Consider the following 21,833-nt stretch of genomic DNA (forward strand, 5'->3'; position numbering starts at 1 on the left):
GCGATGCCGCCGCGCATGACGCGGTAATGGATCTAGCTTTGCATTAGTTGAGTTTAGTTTCGAGCTGTACTTCCAACCTGTCGCCAGATCGTGTTTTGTGGAAGCGGGAAATGGTTCTGTTTTTTACCTTATGCTGATGATGTCGGCGTTGATACTGTGATAGACGACAAATTTGTGTCCTTGTGCCTGCGCCGGGCGGTGAGAAGTTTGCTTATTCGCCGAGATGCGAGTCCAATGTGTCCAGTTCCATTTCGCGGAGGCGTTTGATTTCGTCGCGCAGCCTTGCCGCCTTCTCGAATTCCAGATTTGTCGCTGCTTCGCGCATGTCGTTTTCCAGCGATTTGATGGTGGCGGCGAGGTTGGCGCCGGGCTGGAAATCCTTGCCGTCGCGGCCCTTGATGCCCGTCGAAATGGTCACCCGGTCGCGCTCGTAAACAGAATCCACAATGTCGTGAATGTTCGAGCGGATCGATTGCGGCGTGATGCCGTGTTCCAGATTATAGGCCACCTGCTTTTCGCGGCGGCGGTCGGTTTCGCCGATGGCGCGTTCCATCGAGCCGGTGATCCGGTCGGCATAAAGAATGACCCGCCCGTCGACATTGCGCGCCGCGCGGCCAATGGTCTGGATCAGCGAGGTTTCGGAACGCAAAAAGCCCTCCTTGTCCGCATCGAGAATGGCCACAAGCGCGCATTCGGGAATGTCGAGACCCTCGCGCAACAGGTTGATGCCGATCAGCACGTCGAACGCGCCCAGGCGCAGGTCGCGGATGATTTCGATGCGCTCGATCGTGTCGACATCGGCATGCATGTAGCGCACGCGGATGCCCTGTTCGTGCATATATTCGGTCAGATCCTCGGCCATTTTCTTGGTGAGGGTGGTGAGGAGCGTGCGGTAGCCCTTGGCCGTGGTCTCGCGCACCGCATCGATGACATCATCGACCTGGGAGGTGGCGGGGCGGATTTCGACCGGGGGATCGGTGAGGCCGGTGGGGCGGATGACCTGTTCGGCAAAGACGCCGCCGGTCTGTTCCATTTCCCACGATCCGGGGGTGGCCGAGACATAGACCGATTGCGGCCGCATGGCGTTCCATTCCTCAAAGCGCAGGGGCCGGTTATCCATGCAGGAGGGCAGGCGGAAGCCGTATTCGGCAAGGGTGGCCTTGCGGCGGAAATCGCCGCGATACATGGCGCCCAGCTGGCCGATTGTGACGTGGGATTCATCGACGAAAACGAGGGCATCGTCGGGGAGATATTCGAAAAGGGTCGGGGGCGGCTCGCCGGGATTGCGGCCGGTGAGATAGCGCGAATAATTTTCAATGCCGGCGCAGGAGCCGGTGGCTTCCATCATTTCCAGATCGAAACGTGTGCGCTGTTCGATGCGCTGCGCTTCGAGGAAACGGCCGGCGGCGTTGAGCTCTTCAAGGCGGACTTTCAACTCGGCCTTGATGGATTTCATCGCCTGAATGAGGGTGGGGCGCGGGGTGACATAATGCGAATTGGCGTAGATGCGGACCTGTTTCAGGTCGGCGTGCTTCTTGCCGGTCAGGGGATCGAATTCGGCGATGGACTCGATTTCATTGCCGAAAAAGGTGACGCGCCAGGCGGCTGAATCAAGGTGCGCGGGGAAGATTTCGACGGTATCGCCGCGCACGCGGAACGTGCCGCGCACAAAGCTGGCCTCGTTGCGCTTGTATTGCAGCGCGACCAGATCGGCGAGGAGCTGGCGCTGGTCGATCTGCTGGTTGACGAGAAGATCAAAGACCATGGCGGTGTAGGTTTCCACCGAGCCGATGCCGTAAATGCAGGAAACCGAGGCGACGATGATACAGTCATCGCGTTCGAGCAGGGCGCGGGTGGCCGAGTGGCGCATCCGGTCGATCTGCTCGTTAATGGTGGATTCCTTTTCGATATAGGTATCGGTGCGCGGCACATAGGCCTCGGGCTGATAGTAATCGTAATAGGAAACGAAATATTCCACCGCATTGTCGGGGAAGAACTGCTTGAACTCGCCATAGAGCTGGGCGGCGAGGGTTTTGTTGGGCGCAAGGATCAGGGCCGGGCGCTGGGTCTGGGCGATCAGCTGGGCGACGGTGAAGGTTTTGCCCGAGCCGGTGACGCCCAGGAGCACCTGATCGGTCTCGCCATTATTGATGCCCTCCAGCAGGTCGGCAATGGCGGTGGGCTGGTCGCCGGCGGGGGTGTAATCGGTGGCGAGCTTGAAACTGGCGCCGCCTTCGAGCTTTTCCGGGCGCGCGGGCCGATGGGGCACCCAGGCTGAGGTGCCTTCCACTTCCTTGCGGCCATGCTCGATCAGGTTTTGCAGCGCCTGCACGGTGGCGGTGACGCCGGAGCCATCGGGATTGGTGGGCGCGCCGGTCAGCCCGGCCTGGGGGGCTTCGGCAAAGCCATCGAGATTGGTGGGGCGCTCAACCGAATTGGCCTTGGATTTCGGCGCGCGCTTCGACATGCCGGTGACGGTGTCGGGATTGGATGTCTTGGTGGTGCGGCGCTTTTCGAATTCGGTCTTGGGGTTGGCAGCAGCGATTTCGGCGGCGCGGTTTTCCTGCGCCTCGCGGTCGAGCCGGCGCTTGTTGCGCAGGCGTTCCTGCGGCAAGCGCTTGGCCGCCTCGGCGTCCTCATGCTTTTCGATCTCGCCGAGAAAATCGTCGATGGAAAATTCCGCCTTGCCGGGACGGCCCTTTGGCGGTGATTTCTTGTCGTTTGAAGCCATGAACCCATTGTGCCCGTTTCGCCGCCACTCGCAAGCGCGGCCTGATGCAATACTAGATAGGCATTGTGTCAGAACTTGTCAGGAGGTTGGCAGGTGGAAATTTTGGGGATGGGACGGATGTTCAAATTGTCTTTATGTATGAATTAGCAAAATTCGGCAATTTTGTGTGTAAGGTGCCAAATTTCCGAAGCAGATGGGCAGGAGGTATCGAAAGTGGCACCTAAATCAAAAGCATTTCAACAGCTTGAGCTTTTGCTGGATTCGAAATCCAGTTATCATTTTACGGAGTTGGTTGCGGCGGCGCAGGTCTCAGCCAATACGGTAAAAAAGCATCTGAACACAATTCTTGAGAACGATCCTAGCGTTATTACGCAGGTGTCGGGTTTTATTCCTAAATCTCACATTATCGTCGCGGCAGTTGAAAAGGAAATAGGCAAAATTGAATCCAATAACTTGATGCGCGCCAACCGCGTGTCGAAAAAAATCATTGAGGGAATTACAAAACCTGAGATGGAGCGCGCGCTTTCAGAAATCTTTCATGCAGATATTCAAGAAGGTGTTCTGTCGCTGCCCTTTTCTAAATTTGTTGAGGCTATCAATGACGAGTTTCTTGACCACTTGGCTCAGTCTGGAAACGGAGCGGTGAGCACGGTGGGGAGGTTGAATGAGGAACTCATTCTTCAAGCCATGCGTAATTCAGCCTTGAAACCTGAGAGTTTCCAGAGGTCTGGCAGCGAAAGTAATGGGGACATTATTGTTAGCCAGTCTGCTGGGCATAAGAAAAATCTTTTCGTTGAGATCAAGAGTTACCACGCGAGGGAGCGTCTGCTTAGAGGGCTGACAGACATTCCGTCTCCAAAAGTTGGAATCGGCTTTTTTCAACAGCCGCATGAATTTAACGCGAAAAGAACGCAAACTCTTTTAGCGTCTCACGCTGCCGCAATATACTTGCCGGAAGAAACTTATGACTTAGTTGAAGAGGCGGCAAAGGTGCAGCTTACTGTGAAGCAAGACCGGTTTTATCGACGTCTCGGTCAATTTGTAGATGATATGATTGCATTTGTGGAAACGGGCGATATTAATCCTTTTCCGATATAAGGCCCGCCAAGCTGATGAGGCTTTCCTCGTAGTTATTTCGAAGTTCGCACTCCCAAACGACGAGTACTTTGAACCCAAATCTTTTTAACTCTTTTTTGTTGCGATTATCTCTCGCTACGGTTTTTTCAATTTTTGTCCGCCAAAAATTTTCTCGCGTCGTCGGCCACCTAAACAGATGACAGTCATGCCCGTGCCAAAAGCATCCATTCACAAAAATTACTGCGTGATATTTGGGCAGCACCAGGTCGGGTTTGCCCGGCAGTCTCTTGTCATGCAGGCGAAACCTGAAGCCAAGTCGGTGCAGGCCCTGTCTTACGATCATTTCCGGCCTGGTATTCTTGCCGCGGATGCCAGACATCATCCGGCTTCGCGTGGCCTTGTCTACCACATCAGCCAATCAGGCAACTTTCCCCAACGGCGCAGCCAGCGTCTCGGCAATATGCGGTGCCATGTGACGGGCGACTGCTTCGACAACGGGAACAACAACCGAGTTTCCGAACTGCCGATAAGCCTGGGTGTCGGAGACTGGAATGCGGAAATTGTATTCGCCCGGCTTTTCGAAGCCCATCAGCCTTGCACATTCACGTGGGGTCAGCCGCCGGGGATTTTTCCCCTTTTGCTCAACGAGGATCTCTGACCCATCCTTGTGGTAGCGCGCCGAAAGTGTTCTGGCGACGTCATCAGGACCGACCAAACCGAATCCGAACCCGTTTCCCTTCGCTTCGTGTTTTTCCTTGTAGGTACGCAGGTACTGCCAAAGGTGGTCACTCAGGGTATATTTCTCGTCGACTTCTGGCTCAAGAATGTCGCGCATCTTCGGCCCCGACGCGATGGGCGGCACGAACATTGAGGAAAAATCGAAGTCAGTGTCTTGCCTGAACCCCGCGATAAAGATGCGCTCCCGCTTTTGCGGGACCCAACTTGCGGCATTGATCACCCGGTGCTGGACTTGATAGCCCAGTTCGTTCTGCAGAACATTCAGGATTGTTGCGAATGTTTTGCCGCCATCGTGCCGCTCGAGGTTTTTGACGTTCTCGAGCAAAAATGCCTTCGGTTGATGATGCCTGATAATTTCTGCAGTGTCGTAGAAAAGGGTGCCTTGTGTGTCACAAAGAAAACCATGTGGGCGACCCAGAGAGTTCTTTTTTGAGACGCCCGCTATGGAAAACGGCTGGCAAGGAAATCCTGCAAGAAGCACATCATGTTCGGGTATCAAGCCTGGAGTTTCGCTGAACTCGCGCACGTCGCCAGCGGGTTCCCGGTTGTCGCGATAGTTTGCACTATAGGTTTCGCGAGCGTACTTGTCCCATTCGCTGGTAAACACGCAACGACCGCCTATGGATTCAAATCCGCGACGTAGTCCACCAATCCCGGCAAACAGGTCAATGAAACTGAAGTCGGCGGTCTGCGCAGCTTTTTTGACCGGTTGTGTGACCACCCCCTCGGTTTCAAGCGCGAGAATGTCACCCGGGCGCGGACTGGACTCGCCGGAATCATATCTGCGGATGGTTTTTTCGCTTAATCCAAGGTATTTAGCCGCTTCGGCGACAGACATTCCCGCCTGTTCTCTGAGTAACTGGAATTTGGTCATGCTGGCCTCCGGCGGGAATCATCTGGACAAAATGTCTGAATCGTTCCCTCCTGTAAACCAAATTCGTTTATGTTTTGTTCTCATTCCCCCGAATAGTGAGCGTTGATCTGTTTTCAGGCAGATCCCTGCATCACGACCGCCCCCCCTTCGTCTAAACCATCACCTCATAAACGCCCAGCGCGTCGCCTATGGATTCTTCTTCGTAGCCGAAATGGGAGAGGAGGATGCGGTCCAGGGTTTCGTAGAGTTCTTTTACGGCGGCAAAGGCTGAGGGGCCGGGGGTGCGGACGAGGTCGTTGAGGGCTGCGACGAGGCGGACGAGGAGTTCGTGGACGATGACGTGTTCTGCCTCGAGCCGGTCGACGATCTTGCGCATCACGTCGCTGCGTTCGCGCAGCAGCGGGAAGATGGACTGATCCTCGATGGAGTGATGGGTGTTGATGATCTGGCAATGCTGACCGCACAGCGCGCCGAACTGGCGGTAGTTCTGCCACATGGGCATGGCTTCGGCCTGTTTTTGCAGTTCTTCGGGCGTTACTTCGCCGGCGGCGGCCTGGCGGATCATGTCGCGCAGCATTTCCATGTTCTGGCGGAAATGGTTGTGAATCATTGCAAGATGGCGGCCGGGCGCGCGCTGGGCAATGGTGAGATTGTCGAAGCGGGCCGGCGCGGGGCGGGTGCTGTCGTCGAGAAATTTGATATCGTCGATCATCGTGATGCCTTTTTGAGACGCGCCGGGCCGGGCAGGAGACTTGCCTGCATTGCGCATTTAAACTAGTGTTTTAGTAGTAGCTTCTTTTTTGGTAGTCAATATATCCCGGAGTCTTTCTCGTGGTGCCAGCCGATCATACGCCATCGACCTGTGACAAGGCGCTCTCGCAGGCGTTCGAATTTCTGGGCAAGCGGTGGAACGGGGTGATTATTGGCACGCTGGTGAATGGTCCGGCGGGATTTGCCGAATTGTGCCGGGCGGCAGCGGGGATTTCGGAATCGATGCTGTCGCGGCGGCTGACGGAACTGGCCAGTGTGGGGCTGGTTGAACGGCATGTGGCGGATGGCAAGCCGGTGCGGATTGTTTATGCGCTGACCCCGGCGGGCATGGCGCTGTCGCCTGCATTGTTTGAACTGGGCAAATGGGCATCGGAAAATCTGGGGGACAAATGCCCGGCTCCCAGCCGCAAAAAACCCGGCACATGAGTGCCGGGTTGTTCCTGCATGGGCTATTCAAATCCGCTTAGCGGCAGACGATGCGGCCGTGGCTGCGATAGCAATCATCGCCATGAATGCTGAACGAGAAATTGAAGCTGGAGCCGTTGGAGCGGCGACGCGGCCGGTAATCATCGCGGTAATGGCGCGGTTTGGCGCGATAGGTATCGCGATGGTAGCCGCGGGTATTGGTGAGATAGCGTGAGGAAACCCAGCCATCGCGCCCCCGATGGGTGATGAAGCACCAGCCATTGCGGTTGCAATCTTCCACATTGACCCGTTCGCCGGGGTGCAACACGTCGACCACGCGGTAGCTGCGATCGGGGCCCGAGCGGACATTGAGTGAATTGGTGGCCTGGGCCGGCATTGCCATGGCCATGCCCGTCAGGAAAACGACGCCTGCACAGGCAGCAGCCAATGTTGCGGAGAGTTTTTTGATGTTCATTTTACCATCCCTTTCTGGATTAGACCCAACGGCATCTCTCCGTCGGTACCGGTGTGTGCCGGTTTCGTTTCAAATGCCAATCGGGTTGTCCTCTGGCTCATGTGAACAAAAGTTAACCTTTGCTTCATGAACCGCGGCTGAACGGATGGTTTACCAAACGCGATAGGAGGAAAGGCCCCGGCGCAGATAACGGTTGAGCACCGGCTGGTCGGCGGCAATCGTTTCGCACCAGGAGCCGAAATAGAAGTCGCGGCAGGCGTGAACGGAGACTTCGCCTTCGATTTTGACCGACTGGAATGCGTTGTCATAGCCGTAAAGGGCCAGATCGGGCATGACCGTGCCGGTGGTTGAGCAGATGCTGGCACCGGTGAATTTGGTGCCGGTGAAAAAGCAGACCTTGCCGCTGCCGCGCAGCACATGCGCCATTTTGGGGCCGGACATGAAGCCGCGTGGATATTTGCCGAAACTCAAATGATCGCGGGCGGCCCAACCCTGTTGGCTTTTATGGGTGACAAGGCACCAAAGCGCCATGCAGCGCTGCACATCCAACGCGGCGCCGACGGGCAGGGTGCTGGTCTGGTCGTAGCGCATGCCGGGGCCTGTGCGCAGGGTGAGCGTGTCCTTGACCTGCGCCTTGGTGGCACCTGCAAGAGCCCCGCCCGTAAGCAGGAGAATGCAGGCGAGGGCCGCAGCGACCGATCTCGCAATAATGGTGACAGATATTTTCGAAGACATGGGCAATGGGTCCTTTCGATCAGGAAAGACAACGCACAGGAACAATATTGGCTGCAATATTGCACAGTTTTTGTGACAAGGGCGAGCGCTGAGGGCAGGCTTGTTGTGCCGCGTCAATTCACCATGACGGCGATTATGCCGGTTTTTGCCCTTCGGCAGCCGTATTGCCGGTGATATTCTTTTGCGAACACACCAATCAAGGAGAACGCCCATGGCCGTTGCATCACCGGTGGAGCTTGGAATTGTTGCCCCTGACTTTGTGCTGGAGGCAACAAATAACCAATATTATTCGCTGGGGGATGTGTCGGGGGAGCGGGGCACGGTTGTGGTGTTCATCTGCAATCACTGCCCTTACGTGAAAGCGATTGCGGATCGTTTGGCGGATGCTGCGCGGGCCTTGGCGCGGCTTGATATTGGTTTTGCCGCGATCTGTGCGAATGATGCCGTGTCACACCCGGAAGATTCATTCGACAACATGAAGCGGTTTGCCGAACGGCATGGCTTTGATTTTCCCTATTTGCATGACGAAAGTCAGGAAGTTGCGCGGGCTTATGGCGCTGTGTGCACGCCTGATTTTTTCGGGCTGAATGCCAAGGGTGAAATCCAGTATCGCGGGCGGCTGGACGAAGGGCGAACCGAAGCGCCGCCCATGGGCGCGCGCAAGGAACTGGTTGAGGCGATGCGACTGATTGCGCAGACCGGCAAGGGGCCGGAAGAACAGGTTCCATCTGTCGGCTGCGGTATAAAATGGAAAACCGGGGACTGATCCCCGGCTTTTTTGCTTATGACAATCGCGCCTGATCGGGGTCAGCGACGGCTGACACGATAGGAGGCGATGGTGTCGTTGTGATGGGGTGCGACGCGGCGCACGTCACTGGTGACCGTGGCGCACCAGCCGTTGAAGTTGACGTGATCGCAAACGACGGCTTTGGCATTGCCCGAGATCTGGATGGAGGAAATTGTCCGCCGCCAGCTGCTTGAGAGATAGGCATTCTGTTCGCCGGGGCGGGCGCAGAAAGAGCGGCCACGGAAATTTTCATGCTCGTAGAAGCAGACGCGATCCCATGGGCTTGGAAAACCGGGGCGGCCGGCAGTTGGCGGCGGTGTGCAATTGACCCCGAATGAGATGTCGCCGGCACTGATGCAGAAACCGACATCGGGCTGGGGGCTGGGGGCTGGGCGCGAGCCGCCACCGCCGACAGCGAGGTATTTAGAATAAACCCAGCCATTTGTGCCGCGACGGGTGATCTGGCACCAGCCACCGGTGCAGCGGCCCATTTCGACCCGTTCGCCAGCGGCGAGACTGCCGACGACGGGATCGGACGAGCCGGGGCCGGAGCGGACATTGACGGCGGTGGTGGCGGTTGCGGGGGCCGCGAGCGCGGCGCTGACGGGCAGGGCAATAAGGGCGACGACGGTCGCTATTGCGAGCAAGGCACGAGCAAACATTTACGGGCTCCTCAAAATGTTGCTGTTTCAATGTATTCGAATATTTAACAGGCAGTATGAAAACCGGATATTGCTCATCATCTATGCTGCAACAAGTTACCTTTTTCCTATCCAATGGGTGGTTTTTGCAAGTTTCGCGCAAAAAAAGCCGGGGTTTTGGCCCCGGCTTGCAAGTAATAATGGAATAGAGACGGGTATTCTTTTTATGAATTCGCGGTCTCTAATTTTTCCGCTTGTCGTATGGTGTCAGCCGGAAAGGGAGGTTTTGATCCCGGCAGACTGACTATCGACGCACGCGGTAGGACGAAATGCTGTCGTTGTTGCGCGGGCCGATGCGGCGGACATCGCTTGTGACCGTGGCGCAACGGCCGCGGAAGTTGAAATCCTCGCAAACGGTGGCGCGGGCATTGCCGCGGACGCTGATCGAGGAAATTGTGTCGTTCCAGCTGCGCGAGAGGCTGCGATCCGACTCGCCGGGACGGGCACAGAAGGAACGGCCACGGAAATTGGTGTGTTCATAAAAACAGACCTGGGCTGTGCGGTCGGGGCGGTCTGGGCGATCTGGGCGACCGGGACGTGCATCCTCGTCATCGCAGTTGATGCCGAACGAGAATTCGGGCGTATCGATGCAAAAGCCGATATCGGGGGTTGGTTCGCCACGTGGGGGGCGGCTTGGGGTGCGGTCTGCGATGGAGAGATAGCGGGAGGACACCCAGCCGTCGGCACCGCGCCGGCTGATTTCGCACCAGTTATCGGTGCAGCGGTCGACCTGAACCCGCTCGCCCCGTTCCAGCACACCGACAACCCGGTATGACGTGCTGGGGCCGGACCGGACATTGACTGCGGTGGTGGCTGTTGCCTCTGCGGCGCTGGCTGCGGCCATGGGTAGGCCGGCGACCGCCAGTGCTGCGGCCATGAATAAGGCGCGTGCGAACATGTTGGTTCTCCTCAACGGGTTTTGGATTATTCCCTTGCGGAGTTAAACGCGCGTCGCGGCTTTTGGTTCCCGGAATTTGGGGGTCAGGGGTCGATCTGGCGTTTGTGCCCTTCGTCATCAAGGGCAACATAGATGAATGTGCCATCGGTGACCTTGACCCGGTCGTCGAGGCGATTGCGGCGGGCCCAGGCCTCCATATAGATGGAAATCGAGGTGTTGCCGACGCGGGTGATGGTTGTGTAGATGCACAAAATGTCGCCGACCTTGACCGGGGCGATGAAGGTCATGGCTTCCACAGCGACTGTGGCGACACGGCCGCTGGCGCGCTCGACCGCGGCGATGGCTCCGGCAATATCCATCTGGCTCATCACCCAGCCGCCGAAAATGTCGCCTGCCGGATTGGTGTCGGCGGGCATGGCCAGGGTGCGGATGGTCAATGTGCCGCTCGGTTCGGTCTCGCTCATGCGTCGTGCTCCTCATCGTCGTCATCTTCAGAAAAGGCGAATTTAGGACTGTCTGCCCCGGCGCTCGGCCAACGGCCGGTATGTTCCTCCCAGTGCCGGCGGCAAAGGGAAACATAGACATCGCGGCCAATGGCAACCTGATCGCCATCGGTGAGGACATTGCCGCGCTCGTCCATGCGGATGACCATGGTGGCTTTCGCGCCGCATTCGCAAATGGTGCGGACCTCCCGCAACACATCGGCGATGGCGAGCAGTTCGGCAGAGCCCTCGAACAGTTTGCCCTGAAAATCGGTGCGCAGGCCATAGCACATGACCGGCAGTTTCAGCCGGTCGGCCACGCGGGCGAGCTGCCAGACCTGATCGCGGGTGAGGAACTGGGCCTCGTCAACGAAAATGCAGTGCAGAGGGCCATTCTCGACATGGATCGAAATCTGCTCAAACAGATCATCATCGCGGCTATAGAGCTCGGCGGCGGCGGATATGCCGATGCGCGAGGTGATGGAGCGTTTGTCCATTTCGGCATACAGCGAGGATGTGTAGAGCAGGGTGCGCATGCCGCGCTCGTGATAATTGTGCGAGGCCTGCAGCAGAATGGTTGATTTGCCGGCATTCATTGCGGCGTAGGAGAAATAGAGTTTGGCCATATGTCCGGTCTTTGGCGATGCGAATATCCTTTGTTGCGCATGCGGGGCCGGGGCACAGCCCAAAAGTGGCTGGATTCACAGCTAACGACAAAAAAACGGCCGCCAATATGGGCGACCGCAAGGAAATGCCGATTGGGGATCGGCCTGCACGGGATCATGGGTGTTGGGGCCCATCTCCCGCAGAACCTGATGGCCAGGTTCGGGCGGACGGACTTTGGGGAAGCCCGGTACATGGGAGAAACTAGGGGGTGGGGATGACATTCGCATGACGGTTTTGGGCTTATCCCGGCATTTGCATGCGGGATATCAACGGGATTTTGCTATCTGAGCGGGGTATTCAGGCACGGTTCATTTTGGCGCTGCCATAGTGCGGACATCAAATTTTTTAAAGTCGCGGCGGCGGCGCGAGGAGTGACAAAATGCATGTTTCAAAGCGGATTTTGAGTGGTGGACTGGCGATATTGATGGGGCTGGCCGCTTGCCTGACCCCGGCTTATGCCGCGCCCTTTGACCCTACCGGCCTGTGGGAAGCCACGGATGGCGAGAGCCGTTATGAGGTGGCGCTTTGCGGTGACGGCACGCAGTTATGCGCCAAGCTGATCTGGATCCGGCCCGATGTGGTCAATGACCGCAACAAGCAATATCTGAATACGTTCGTGGTGGAGGGCGCTAATCGCTACAATGATCGCGAGTGGCGCGGCACGATCAATCTTTACGGGGTGAGCGTGCGCGGTAGCGTGCAGCGGCTGGCACCGGACCGGATGCAGGTGCGTGGCTGTGCCCTGATCATTCTTTGCGAACGCAAGACCGTTACCCGGATCGGCAGTCTGTGAATTTTTGCCCCGATCGGCCCGTCGCCCCTTATGGGGTGACGGGATCGTTGCGGCGCATCATCGCGGGGATGGTTTCGACCATGACGATGGCGGCGAAAATCAGCGCGGCACCGAGATAGCCGATGGGCACGAGACGTTCGCCCAGGATCACGGCAGCGCCGAGCGCGGCGAACAGCGCTTCACCTGAGAGAATAATGGCCGCATTGGCGGGCGGAACGTGCAACTGGCCGACCGCCTGCAGCGTGAAGGCGATGGCGGTGGAGAAAATGCCGGCATAGGCGATTTCAATCCAGCCGGCGGAGAGAGCTTCCAGCGTCGGGGTCTCGAGAGCGAAAGAACCTGCTTCCGCCATCAGGCCTGCGGCGAGGAATGACAGGCAGGAAATGAAGATCGGCATGCCGGTTTCCCGAGACATGAAGCCCAAAAGCAGCACATGCAAGGCCCAGAAAACGGCACTGACGATGATCAGCACGTCGCCGGAATTGACCTGGTCGAGGGTTGCGCCATTGAGCAGATAGATGCCTGCAAGGGCGAGGGGCGCACAAATCCAGACGATGATATGGGGCCGGACCCGGAACACCAGCAGCAGGATGATGGGCACGAAGAACACATAAAAGCCGGTGAGGAAGCCGCCATTGGTGACGGTTGTGACCAGCAAGCCCTTTTGCTGCAGATAAGAGCCGAGAAAGAAGTTGGCGCTCAAAAATGCCAGGAGCGCCCATTGGCGCGGCGTGAACTTGTTTTTGGCGCGCTGATATTCGCGCAACGCGAGCGGCAGGATGGCGAGACCGCCCAGCAGATAGCGAGCACCGATGAATGTGAGCGGTTCCATGAAAGCCATGGCGTTTTTCTGGGCGACAAAGGCGAAGCCCCAGAACATGGTCGCCAAGACAAGCAGAAAAGTGGCAGTGGTGCGGTTGAGCATGGTGTCAGCCTAATTCGGTATCGAGGGCGGTGATCAGCGCAGTGATTTCCGCAGGCGTTGTATAATGGACGAATGACAGGCGCAAAACACCCTGATCGGGGTTGATGCCAAGACCTTCGAGCAGCCGCCATGCATAGAAATGGCCACCGCCGGCCATGATGCCGTGATTGGCAAGGCGCTGGGCGACGGCAAGGCCGGGCTCGTTGAGCGCAATGCCGATGGTGGGGGCGCGGTCGGCGGCGTTGGCGGGACCGATCAGGCGCACGCGGTTGGAATTTTGCAGCCAGTCGAGCAGGGGCGCCATCAGAATGGTTTCCTGGGCGCGCATGGCATTATGGGCCCGGCGGAACGGGTTTTGGCCTTCAACATTGCCGCCGGCGATTTCTGCCACCGCTTCGAGATAGTCAGCGACGCCAGCGGATGCCGCGATCTGGGCATGGTCGGGGCCGGCGGGGGTGAGGCGGTAACGCGGTTTGCTGTCGTTGAAGAAATGGCCCTGATTGGGGAGGCTGGCGGCCAGTTCCGGCCGGATGGCCATGATGCCCTGATGGGGGCCATAAACCTTGTAGGCGGAGAACATGTAGATATCGGCACCCATGGCGGCGACATCGGGCAGACCATGCGGAGCGTAGGAGACGCCATCGACGATGGAAATGGCGCCGACCGCTTTGGCACGGGCGCAAATTTCGGTGGCGGGATTGATTTCGCCGACAATATTGGAGCAATGCGGGAAAGCGACGAGTTTGACTTTTTCGTCGAGCAGGGCGTCGAGCTTTGCAAGATCCAGATGACCGGTTTGCGGATCGACTTGCCACTCGCGGATTTCCGCACCCATTTTCTCAAGACGCCGCCATGCACCGGAATTGGCTTCGTGATCCTGATTGGTGACGATGACTGCATCGCCCGGTTTCAGGAACTGGGCGAAGGTGTGGCCCAGAATATAGGTGTTGGCGGAGGTGGAGGGGCCGAAGTGAATCCAGTCGGCAGCAAGGCCCATGGCCGCGCCGATCCGCTCAAAAGCCAAATCCATGGCTTTGCCCGCTGTAATGGACGCCGGATAGGCCCCATAGGGCTGCAGTTTGTTGGCGCGGTAATAGGTGTCGAGCCGGTCCAGAACATGGGTGCTGGTATAAGACCCTCCCGCATTCTCGAAAAAGGCCTGTCCCTTGAGGGATGGCTCGGCGAAAGCGGGGAAAAGGGCGCGAATACGGGCGGGATCAAGAGGCAGTGACATGGACACCATCGGCGTTTGAGTGAAACCGATTGGTAGCCGGTTGAGCCATTGGCCGCAACACCCGGAATCTACGGGAAACGGGCTTGTTCAGGCGGGTTCGATCTGAGAGTTGCGTTTTTCCAGTGCGCGGCAAAGGGCCTGATAACAATCGGCATCGAAGGCGGTGCCGATTTCCTGACCCATTTTCAATATCGCCTCGTCGGCAGAGCGGCCCTGCCAGTATGGCCGGTTGGAGGTGAGGGCGTCGAACACATCGGCGACGGTGACGATGCGGGTGGAGAGGTCGATCTCTTCGGCGCTGAGGGCGTTGGGATACCCCTTGCCATCAAGGCGCTCATGATGGGCGCCAGCGGTTTTGGCGATATCGGCGAAAATGCCGATCCGTTCGAGGATGAGTTGCGAATAGGCCGGATGTTTGCGGATTTCGCGGAATTCGGCCTCGTCGAGCTTGCCGGGCTTGTCGAGAATGGCATTGGAGATGGCCAGTTTGCCGATATCGTGCAACAGCGCGGCGCGCTGGAGCCAGCGCCGGGCGGCAGGGTCAATGCCGAGTTCTTCGGCGATCATATCGGTGTAGATACGAACGCGTTCACTGTGTCCGGCGGTAAAGGGGCTTTTGGCGTCGATGACGGTGGCAAAACCCGACACGATGTCGTCCAGATAATCGTCATCGATTGCTGACTGGGCCTGTGCAGGTGCGAGCGCGAACACTTTTGCGTCGATATTCTCGTCGGCCAGCGTTTTCCAAAATGCCGGGCGGGTGGCGACGCGGGCGAAGGCGGCGCTGACGGCGGGGTCAAACCATGTGCCGGTGCGGTTTTGTGCCTCTGCCATGGCTGCGGTCTTGCCGCTGGAGGTGTTGAACACATCAACGACCTGGGCGAGCAGCGCGATGCGCGCATAAACCGGGATATCCGCGCCCTTGAGGCCGAGGGGACTGCCGCCGCCATTCCAGTGTTCATCAAGATTCTGGATGCCGTGGGCCACTGGTTCGGGAAAGCGCAGTTTGCGGGCAATGTCGGCACCGGCATGGCAACGGGTTTCAAACAATTCGCGTGAATATTCGCCGCTGTTGAGAAGTACATCGAGGGCGGTGCGCAACCGTGTTGGCAGGTTTTGGCCGGCGCCGGTGTGGCCAAGGACGAAACTGACCGTTTGCGGAATAGACCTGACGGTTTTGTGGTCGCGCTTGAAAGCGAGGTCATCGGCCAGATAAAGCTCGCAAATGCGCGCAGCGTTTGACGAACAGCCCAAATCCTTGAGCAGCAAGGTGTAGTAGAGTTCCCAGATCTGCCTGGTGTCGAGACCCAGTTCCTGGCCGATATGCACACCAATCCAGCAGCAGCGGATACAATGCCCCTCGGGTTGTCCCTCAGTCAGATCAAGGGCGAAACTGAGCGCGCCAAGCAGTTCGGCGAGTTGAATGTTCTGATGGACCTGGGCTGCTGTCCCGGTGCGATTTGCTGTCATCTTTGCTCCGAGACTGCCTGATTGCGAAACCAAGGCTAGTCGCGGAGGCTTAAAGCCAGGTTTAACCGGTTATTATTTCGATGGCGGGCGTTCGAACAATTCCAGCCGTTCGCCGCTGGGGCCACGGAAGAAGCAGCAACGCAGGTCGTCCCACAATTCCAGATAGGGGCTGAATTCGACGTCCGGCATGTGGCTGCGGATGTGGGTTTTGGTCGCTTCAATGTCGTCGACCGTAAAGGCGATGTGATTGAGGCGGGCGTCACCTTCGAGAAAGCCGGAGGCCCCGCCGACCAGTTCCAGTTCCCATTCACCAAGGCGCAGGAACACCAGTTCGATACCGCCATCGCGCGGTTTGCGGCCGGTGAGCGTGAGGCCCATGACCTCGGTGTAGAACCGGATGGACTTGTCGAGATCGGCAACCATGATGCCGATATGTTCGAATTTTCTCGGTTTCATCGTGTTGTTGCCCTTGAGTGCCGGTCGTTATGGAGGCGTTTTTGTAAGTGATGACCTGGGCACAAGCAAGGGCTGCCGAGACGAATGTCTGACGCTGGGAGGAAGCCCGGGTGGGGCGGGACGAACCCCACCCGGGCGCGCAGCAAATCAGCCGCGTTTGTCGTGATGCTGGCGCTTGTGATCGCCGCCGCGACGTTGATCGTTATCGCCGCCACGCATGCGGGACTTGGAGCGGAATTCGGCCTTCTGCTCGTCGGAGAGAGTGTCGTAGAAAACCTCAAATGCGGGTACGACATCATCCATTGCCGCGACCTGCGCTGCCATGTTGGCGTGACGGGTCTTCATGCGTTCGGCCATGTCAGGTGTATCGGTTTTTTCCGGCACGACACAATTGTCGGCATATTCGGTCTGGGCCGCGAGTGCCGCTGTCTTGAGGTCGGCGAGCAGGGTTTTCTGCTCATCGGTGAGGGTGATTTTGGTCTCGACGCCGTTCAGTGCTGTTTCAAGGCGCGCGGCGCCGTCTTCGGAACACATGAGCCGCACGAAAGCGCCGGGCATGCGGTCACCACCGCGCTGCTGCATGTGCTGGCCCTGGTCGCGATGCTTGCGCATGCCGTTGTCGCGATCATGGGCATAGGCGGCGGGGGTGAGGGCTGTGAGGCCGACAGTGCCGGCGAGGGCCGAGGCGAGGAGGAAAGAGTTGAGTTTTTGCATGGGGTAATCCTTTTTTGTCTTCAGGTCAGGGGGTCAAATGTCCAGTTCTGGAGGTCCTGGGGTTCCGTCTTCCGGGGAACAGGACTGAACCTAAAGCATGGCGGATTGCGCCAACCTGTCGGTGACATGAAAAAACGGTAAGGGCGGTAAGGTTGGCGGGGCACAAAAAAACGCCCCACCCAGCGGGTGAGGCGCAATTTTAGGTTGAGAGGTGGTGCGGCTAGGAGGCGATATATTCGCGCATGGCTGCCGCCTCTTCCTCGGTTTTCTCGATCTTGCGCTTGACGACATCACCGATGGACACGAGGCCAGCCAGCTGGCCGTTTCTCAGGACTGGCACATGGCGGATGCGCCGGGCCGTCATGAGCTGCATGAGTTCATCAAGGCTGGTTTCGGGGGTGCAGGTGATGAGGTTACGCGTCATGCAGCCTGAAACCGGCGAAAACAACACCGCCGTGCTATCGCCGCCCATCTGGCGGATAACATCCCGCTCGGACATGATGCCCACGACCTGATCTTCAGCATCGACCACAACCACGGCACCGATATTTTCGGAATTGAGTACGCGTATCGCCTCGGCGATTTTTGCTTCGCCGGAGATCGTGAATACTTTTGCGCCCTTGCTTTGCAGAATATTTTCAACGTTCATAAGGTCGTCCTCCTTGTGAAACAGATCATGCCTCAATCGATAAAGCATATTTCATCATGTTTGTTGGTGACGCCTATTTGTTCTTGTTCGATAGATTCTTTTTCGCGGCACCCTGTGTTTGAGTATGCACGGCTATTACTGATTGGGCAATCCGGCGAAATTGAATGCTTTTTAACGAAGAAGACCGGCCACGAGGGCCGGTCAGGTAACGCAATTCCAGTGCATGGGGCAGTGCGCTGCCATCGCGTTAGTTGCGGTGGTCTGACTTCCAGTCCTGGGTGGCGCGGTTGCGCGCCGGCTGGGTTTTATGTGCGCCCAATCGCCAGACTTCAAACACGACTGCGAGCAAGAGGGTTGCGAACGCGACAATCATCGCGAGCATGCCGTTGTCGAGCGTGACAAGGTGTGCCGCAGCGGTTGCAGGGGAAACCGCTGCGACAACCGCAAACAGGGCCAACAGGGCAATGGCGCGCTTGCGGAATGGTCTGATTTTATTGTTGTTCTGGCGTTTGGAGGTCATGGGCGGCACTCGCTTTATTCAGACTTGCGACAATACGAATAGACACCCTAAATGCGGACGGAGTTGGGGCCGACAATGGAAAAGCGGGTACCATTTGAAGGCGTAATTGTGGCGGTTGGGCTGCCGTTTGCCCGCCAAGACGGGATTGGTGCCGTTTCTAGAACGGTTTAACGATGACCAGAATTGCCACGCAGATGATGGAGATGACGGTGATGGGGCCGGATATTTTCAGCACTGCGGGGATTTTGTGATCCGGATTGTTGCTGAGGCGGCGCAGGGCGCCGGATTGCATACCGTGGATGGCTGAAAGACCGGTGACGATCGCCAGTTTTATCAAGAACCAGGGCGAGGTGAGCCAATTGCCCATGATGGCAAGGGTAATGCCGAGGATCCAGACGAGGCCGAGCGCGGGATTGGTGACCCGCATGTCCCATTTGCGTGCAGTGATGAGGAACGCCTGCTTTTGTGCTGCGGGCAGGGTTTGGGGCAGGTGGGTTTGAACGGTGATGGCGATGGCCATGACCAGCACGCCGCCCACCCAGGTGAGTACAGCGGCAAGATGGAATGCCTTGAGCCAGAGATAATCCATTTTTGCGTCCCCTATTAATGGCAAAAAATTGCTCTCACAGGGGTATGGCCTTGTCAAACCCGGGACGGGATTTGGTTGGGCACAGGGCACGCGGCATGTTGCCTCGTGGGCGCGGAACCCCTATCAATTACGCAATTGCACCCCCTTTTCCGGAGCTTTCAAATCATGGGTTTTCTTTCCGACGCGCTGTCGCGCGTTCAGCCTTCCGCAACCGTTGCCGTCAGCCAGAAAGCGCGTGAACTCGCACGGGCCGGGCGCGATATCATTGCGCTGAGTGCGGGCGAGCCGGATTTTGACACACCGCAACATGTAAAAGACGCGGCGATTGCGGCGCTGGCGGCGGGGAAAACCAAATATACCAATGTGGACGGCATCATTGAGCTGAAAGAAGCAGTGGCCGCGAAATTCCGCCGGGATAACGGGCTGGATGTGACGGCGGATGATTGCTTTGTGGCCTCGGGCGGCAAGCAGATCATCTTCAATGCGCTGATGGCGACGCTTAATCCGGGCGATGAAGTTGTGGTGCCGGTGCCTTACTGGGTGAGCTATCCCGAAATCGTGCGGCTGTGCGGGGCCGAGCCGGTGTTTGCCCATGCGGATGCCTCGACCGGGTTCAAGCTGACACCGGCGGCACTGGAGGTGGCGATTTCGCCCAAAACCAAGTGGCTGATGCTCAATACCCCGTCAAACCCTTCGGGCGCAGCCTATACGGCGGACGAACTCAAAGGATTGGCCGAGGTGCTGGGCCGCTACCCGCATGTGCATATTCTGACCGACGATATCTATGAGCCGCTGGTTTATGATGGCGGCAAGTTTGCCACCATTGCGCAGGTTGCGCCGGAATTGCAGGCGCGGACGCTGACGATGAATGGCGTGTCGAAATCGCATTCGATGACCGGCTGGCGCATTGGCTATTGCACAGGCCCGAAGCCGCTGTTGAAGGCGATGCTGAAGCTGCAGTCGCAATCGACAACCAATGCGTGCTCGATTGCGCAATGGGCGGCGGTTGAAGCTTTGAACGGACCGCAGGATTTTCTGAAAGAGTGGTTGCAGGTGTTTCAGGACCGGCGGGACCTGGTGGTTGCCGGACTGAATGCGGCGGAAGGCATTGACTGCATGGTGCCAGCGGGGGCGTTTTATGTGTTCCCCAGCTGCAAGGGGCTTTTCGGCAAGACAAGCGCCGGCGGGCAAAAAATCGAAACCGATGAGGATTTCGTGATGGCGCTGCTGGAGGAAACCGGTGTGGCGCTGGTGCATGGCGCGGCCTTTGGGCTGCCGGGGCATTTCCGGCTGTCCTATGCGGCCTCGAACGCGGAACTGGAAGCGGCTGTGTCGCGTATTCAGGATTTCTGCGCCGGCGCCAAATAGGGATATTCGCGACCCGTCCTCACGATCTGTTGTGCAGTTGTGGCTTGTCTGATGCGTTTTGCGCGGCAAGAGTGTGACGATCATGGTGAGGGGATGCGGACATGCTTATTCGTGTAAAGCCCAGCTGGGCGGTGAGTGAGGCCTCTGCGACGCCCGAGGCGACCTATCTCAACCGCCGGGCTTTGCTGGCAGGTCTGGCGGGCACGGCGCTGGCCGCGCCCTTTGCCGGCATGGCGACAGGTGCGCGGGCGGCGACAGAACGGCTGGCGATGAGCGCGCCGCGCAATGCGGCCTATCAGATCGAGCGGGAGATTACGCCCGAGGCGGAAAATCTCAAGTTTAACAACTTCTATGAATATGGCTCGCACAAGGGGATCGGCCCCGATGCGGAGACGCAGCTGAAGCCGCGGCCCTGGCAGGTGGTGATTGACGGGTTGGTGGACAAGCCACTGACGCTGGATGTTGATGAATTGATCGGCAAGATGACGCTTGAAGAGCGGCTTTACCGGCATCGCTGTGTCGAGGGGTGGTCAATGACCGTGCCCTGGATCGGGTTTCCGGTGAAAGCGCTGGTTGATCTGGCGGCACCGCTTTCCTCGGCGAAATATCTGCGGATGGAAACGTTCAGCGACCCGGAACTGGCCAGCGGTATCCGCACGCAGCCCTGGTATCCCTGGCCCTATGTGGAGGGCATGACCATTGAGGAGGCCGGGAATGATCTCGGGTTTCTGGTGGTGGGTGCCTATGGCAAACAGGTTGCCAACCAAATGGGCGCGCCGATCCGGCTGCATCTGCCCTGGAAATACGGTTTCAAGTCCCTCAAGTCGATTGTGAAGTTTACCTTCACCGATACACGGCCTGTGGGGCTTTGGGAGACGATTGCGGCCAATGAATACGGGTTCTGGGCCAATGTGAACCCTGAGGTGCCACATCCGCGCTGGAGCCAGGCGAGCGAGATTGTTTTACATACAATGGAGCGGGTGCCGACGCAGCTGTTCAACGGCTATGGCGAGCAGGTGGCGAGCCTTTATGCCGGTATGGAAGGCGAGATGCTTTATCGCTAGGGCGGGCGCGAAATCTGACTGGAGATATGAGCTGCAAAAATGAACCCCGCCCGAGGGGAGGGCAGGGTTCTTTTTGGGACCGTTCGGCAATGCTTCCCGATCCAAAGGCAGGGCTGCTGGAGGTCTTGCAGCCCGGATGCATGGTATTTGTTGGCCGGAGTATCGCAGGCGGTGCGGCTGCCGGTTAGTGCTGAATAATCATGGCTGGTATGCGTTTTCTGCACGGCACAAAAAAAGGGCCCCGCTCAATTAAGAGCAGGGCCAAAGATCTGTTGAGGTCAAGGACCTCTAAAATCTGAAAGTGGTGGCAGACGACGAGGGAGGAGGATACGTCTTCTGCCAGTCGGGCTCCAGCCTAGGGAGGAGGAGAAGGCTATCACCCGGTTGCCGCCTGGATCAGATCTAGGGAGGAGGAGAAGATCATCTCCGCAGCGACAAGTTGAATATGTTGCTATTCGGCTTTTTCAGCAACCGCTGGTTTGGAATAGCAGCCATGCATTGAGTGCACGATGCATGCACGGCATGCATGGCAAATTGCGGACAAAAAAAAGCCCCGCTCGGAGGAGAGTGGGGCTTTAAGGCGGGCGCGGCCCAAAGGGCGCGCCAGGAGGAAACACCGACAGGCACAGGGAGGGGAGGAGTACCTGTCGTGTTGCAAGGCCTAAATAGGTATTGGCCGCCGGTTTCGCAAGGGAAGGTAGCGCATGTCAG

Annotated in this window: 24 protein-coding genes; 6 read left to right on the plus strand and 18 right to left on the minus strand. The window is 57.9% G+C overall.

What is annotated here, in order from left to right:
• Window positions 1-211: 211 nt before the first annotated feature.
• Window positions 212-2,731 carry an excinuclease ABC subunit UvrB gene (gene uvrB, locus L1P08_RS00255; protein WP_303618015.1) on the minus strand — a complete coding sequence of 840 codons (2,520 nt, stop codon included), beginning with the start codon at window positions 2,729-2,731 and terminating at the stop codon, window positions 212-214.
• Window positions 2,732-2,944: 213 nt separating this feature from the next.
• Between uvrB and L1P08_RS00260 the strand changes: the two genes are divergently transcribed.
• The gene (locus tag L1P08_RS00260; RefSeq protein WP_303618016.1) at window positions 2,945-3,829 is read left to right on the plus strand and encodes a hypothetical protein; all 885 of its coding nucleotides are present in this window, start codon (window positions 2,945-2,947) and stop codon (window positions 3,827-3,829) included.
• On the opposite strand, the gene L1P08_RS00265 is transcribed toward L1P08_RS00260, so the two are convergent.
• The 3 genes from L1P08_RS00265 to L1P08_RS00275 all read right to left on the minus strand — a co-directional run bounded on the left by L1P08_RS00265 (window position 3,810) and on the right by L1P08_RS00275 (window position 6,132).
• The gene (locus L1P08_RS00265; RefSeq protein WP_303619603.1) at window positions 3,810-4,217 is read right to left on the minus strand and encodes a very short patch repair endonuclease; all 408 of its coding nucleotides are present in this window, start codon (window positions 4,215-4,217) and stop codon (window positions 3,810-3,812) included. The two genes, L1P08_RS00260 and L1P08_RS00265, sit on opposite strands and share 20 nt — an antisense overlap.
• 9 nt (window positions 4,218-4,226) lie before the next feature.
• Window positions 4,227-5,420: a DNA (cytosine-5-)-methyltransferase gene (dcm, locus tag L1P08_RS00270; RefSeq protein ID WP_303618017.1), complete on the minus strand. Its 1,194-nt coding sequence runs from the start codon at window positions 5,418-5,420 to the stop codon at window positions 4,227-4,229.
• A gap of 151 nt (window positions 5,421-5,571) precedes the next feature.
• The gene (locus L1P08_RS00275) at window positions 5,572-6,132 is read right to left on the minus strand and encodes a hemerythrin domain-containing protein (RefSeq protein WP_303618018.1); all 561 of its coding nucleotides are present in this window, start codon (window positions 6,130-6,132) and stop codon (window positions 5,572-5,574) included.
• Between the two features lie 119 nt (window positions 6,133-6,251).
• Between L1P08_RS00275 and L1P08_RS00280 the strand changes: the two genes are divergently transcribed.
• Window positions 6,252-6,617, plus strand: coding sequence for a winged helix-turn-helix transcriptional regulator (locus L1P08_RS00280; RefSeq protein WP_303618019.1), 366 nt, complete (start codon window positions 6,252-6,254; stop codon window positions 6,615-6,617).
• A 37-nt stretch (window positions 6,618-6,654) separates the two neighbouring features.
• On the opposite strand, the gene L1P08_RS00285 is transcribed toward L1P08_RS00280, so the two are convergent.
• A complete protein-coding gene (locus L1P08_RS00285) occupies window positions 6,655-7,071 on the minus strand; it encodes an SH3 domain-containing protein (protein WP_303618020.1) in 417 nt (138 codons plus the stop codon).
• 150 nt (window positions 7,072-7,221) lie between these two features.
• Window positions 7,222-7,806, minus strand: coding sequence for an SH3 domain-containing protein (locus L1P08_RS00290; RefSeq protein ID WP_303618021.1), 585 nt, complete (start codon window positions 7,804-7,806; stop codon window positions 7,222-7,224).
• Between the two features lie 211 nt (window positions 7,807-8,017).
• Between L1P08_RS00290 and L1P08_RS00295 the strand changes: the two genes are divergently transcribed.
• Window positions 8,018-8,572 (plus strand): thioredoxin family protein, encoded by a 555-nt coding sequence (locus L1P08_RS00295; protein ID WP_303618022.1) that lies wholly within the window; start codon window positions 8,018-8,020, stop codon window positions 8,570-8,572.
• Window positions 8,573-8,613: 41 nt separating this feature from the next.
• Here the strand turns inward: L1P08_RS00295 and L1P08_RS00300 are convergent, their stop codons facing one another.
• The 4 genes from L1P08_RS00300 to L1P08_RS00315 all read right to left on the minus strand — a co-directional run bounded on the left by L1P08_RS00300 (window position 8,614) and on the right by L1P08_RS00315 (window position 11,300).
• Entirely contained in the window at window positions 8,614-9,255 is a 642-nt protein-coding gene (locus tag L1P08_RS00300; RefSeq protein WP_303618023.1) for an SH3 domain-containing protein, read from the minus strand.
• A 283-nt stretch (window positions 9,256-9,538) separates the two neighbouring features.
• The gene (locus L1P08_RS00305) at window positions 9,539-10,192 is read right to left on the minus strand and encodes an SH3 domain-containing protein (protein ID WP_303618024.1); all 654 of its coding nucleotides are present in this window, start codon (window positions 10,190-10,192) and stop codon (window positions 9,539-9,541) included.
• A gap of 83 nt (window positions 10,193-10,275) precedes the next feature.
• Entirely contained in the window at window positions 10,276-10,656 is a 381-nt protein-coding gene (locus tag L1P08_RS00310) for an acyl-CoA thioesterase (RefSeq protein ID WP_303618025.1), read from the minus strand.
• Window positions 10,653-11,300, minus strand: coding sequence for a thymidine kinase (locus L1P08_RS00315; protein ID WP_303618026.1), 648 nt, complete (start codon window positions 11,298-11,300; stop codon window positions 10,653-10,655). Before L1P08_RS00315 ends, L1P08_RS00310 begins: the two co-directional genes overlap by 4 nt.
• A 419-nt stretch (window positions 11,301-11,719) precedes the next feature.
• Here L1P08_RS00315 and L1P08_RS00320 point away from each other — a divergent pair, with 419 nt between their 5' ends.
• Window positions 11,720-12,133, plus strand: a complete 414-nt coding sequence (locus L1P08_RS00320; protein ID WP_303618027.1) for a DUF2147 domain-containing protein — start codon at window positions 11,720-11,722, stop codon at window positions 12,131-12,133.
• 28 nt (window positions 12,134-12,161) lie between these two features.
• Here L1P08_RS00320 and L1P08_RS00325 read toward each other — a convergent pair whose 3' ends face one another.
• The 8 genes from L1P08_RS00325 to L1P08_RS00360 form a co-directional block, all read right to left on the minus strand.
• Window positions 12,162-13,058: a DMT family transporter gene (locus L1P08_RS00325; RefSeq protein ID WP_303618028.1), complete on the minus strand. Its 897-nt coding sequence runs from the start codon at window positions 13,056-13,058 to the stop codon at window positions 12,162-12,164.
• A 4-nt stretch (window positions 13,059-13,062) separates the two neighbouring features.
• Window positions 13,063-14,292: an aminotransferase class V-fold PLP-dependent enzyme gene (locus L1P08_RS00330; RefSeq protein WP_303618029.1), complete on the minus strand. Its 1,230-nt coding sequence runs from the start codon at window positions 14,290-14,292 to the stop codon at window positions 13,063-13,065.
• 87 nt (window positions 14,293-14,379) lie between these two features.
• A complete protein-coding gene (locus L1P08_RS00335) occupies window positions 14,380-15,762 on the minus strand; it encodes an HD-GYP domain-containing protein (protein ID WP_303618030.1) in 1,383 nt (460 codons plus the stop codon).
• Window positions 15,763-15,834: 72 nt separating this feature from the next.
• A complete protein-coding gene (locus L1P08_RS00340) occupies window positions 15,835-16,218 on the minus strand; it encodes a VOC family protein (RefSeq protein WP_303618031.1) in 384 nt (127 codons plus the stop codon).
• A 147-nt stretch (window positions 16,219-16,365) separates the two neighbouring features.
• Complete coding sequence (locus tag L1P08_RS00345) at window positions 16,366-16,932, minus strand: Spy/CpxP family protein refolding chaperone (protein WP_303618032.1); 567 nt, start codon at window positions 16,930-16,932, stop codon at window positions 16,366-16,368.
• A 220-nt stretch (window positions 16,933-17,152) separates the two neighbouring features.
• Window positions 17,153-17,581 carry a CBS domain-containing protein gene (locus L1P08_RS00350; RefSeq protein ID WP_303618033.1) on the minus strand — a complete coding sequence of 143 codons (429 nt, stop codon included), beginning with the start codon at window positions 17,579-17,581 and terminating at the stop codon, window positions 17,153-17,155.
• 247 nt (window positions 17,582-17,828) lie between these two features.
• Window positions 17,829-18,101 carry a hypothetical protein gene (locus L1P08_RS00355; RefSeq protein WP_303618034.1) on the minus strand — a complete coding sequence of 91 codons (273 nt, stop codon included), beginning with the start codon at window positions 18,099-18,101 and terminating at the stop codon, window positions 17,829-17,831.
• A gap of 157 nt (window positions 18,102-18,258) precedes the next feature.
• On the minus strand, window positions 18,259-18,690 hold the full coding sequence (locus tag L1P08_RS00360; protein ID WP_303618035.1) for a CopD family protein: 432 nt from the start codon (window positions 18,688-18,690) through the stop codon (window positions 18,259-18,261).
• 165 nt (window positions 18,691-18,855) lie between these two features.
• On the opposite strand from L1P08_RS00360, the gene L1P08_RS00365 reads away from it, so the two are divergent.
• Complete coding sequence (locus L1P08_RS00365; RefSeq protein WP_303618036.1) at window positions 18,856-20,058, plus strand: pyridoxal phosphate-dependent aminotransferase; 1,203 nt, start codon at window positions 18,856-18,858, stop codon at window positions 20,056-20,058.
• Window positions 20,059-20,159: 101 nt separating this feature from the next.
• Window positions 20,160-21,122, plus strand: a complete 963-nt coding sequence (gene msrP / locus L1P08_RS00370; protein WP_303618037.1) for a protein-methionine-sulfoxide reductase catalytic subunit MsrP — start codon at window positions 20,160-20,162, stop codon at window positions 21,120-21,122.
• Window positions 21,123-21,833 lie beyond the last annotated feature (711 nt).

Origin of the sequence: Mariluticola halotolerans (genome assembly GCF_021611515.1) — a bacterium.
Taxonomy (GTDB): Bacteria; Pseudomonadota; Alphaproteobacteria; order Rhizobiales; family Devosiaceae; genus Mariluticola; species Mariluticola halotolerans.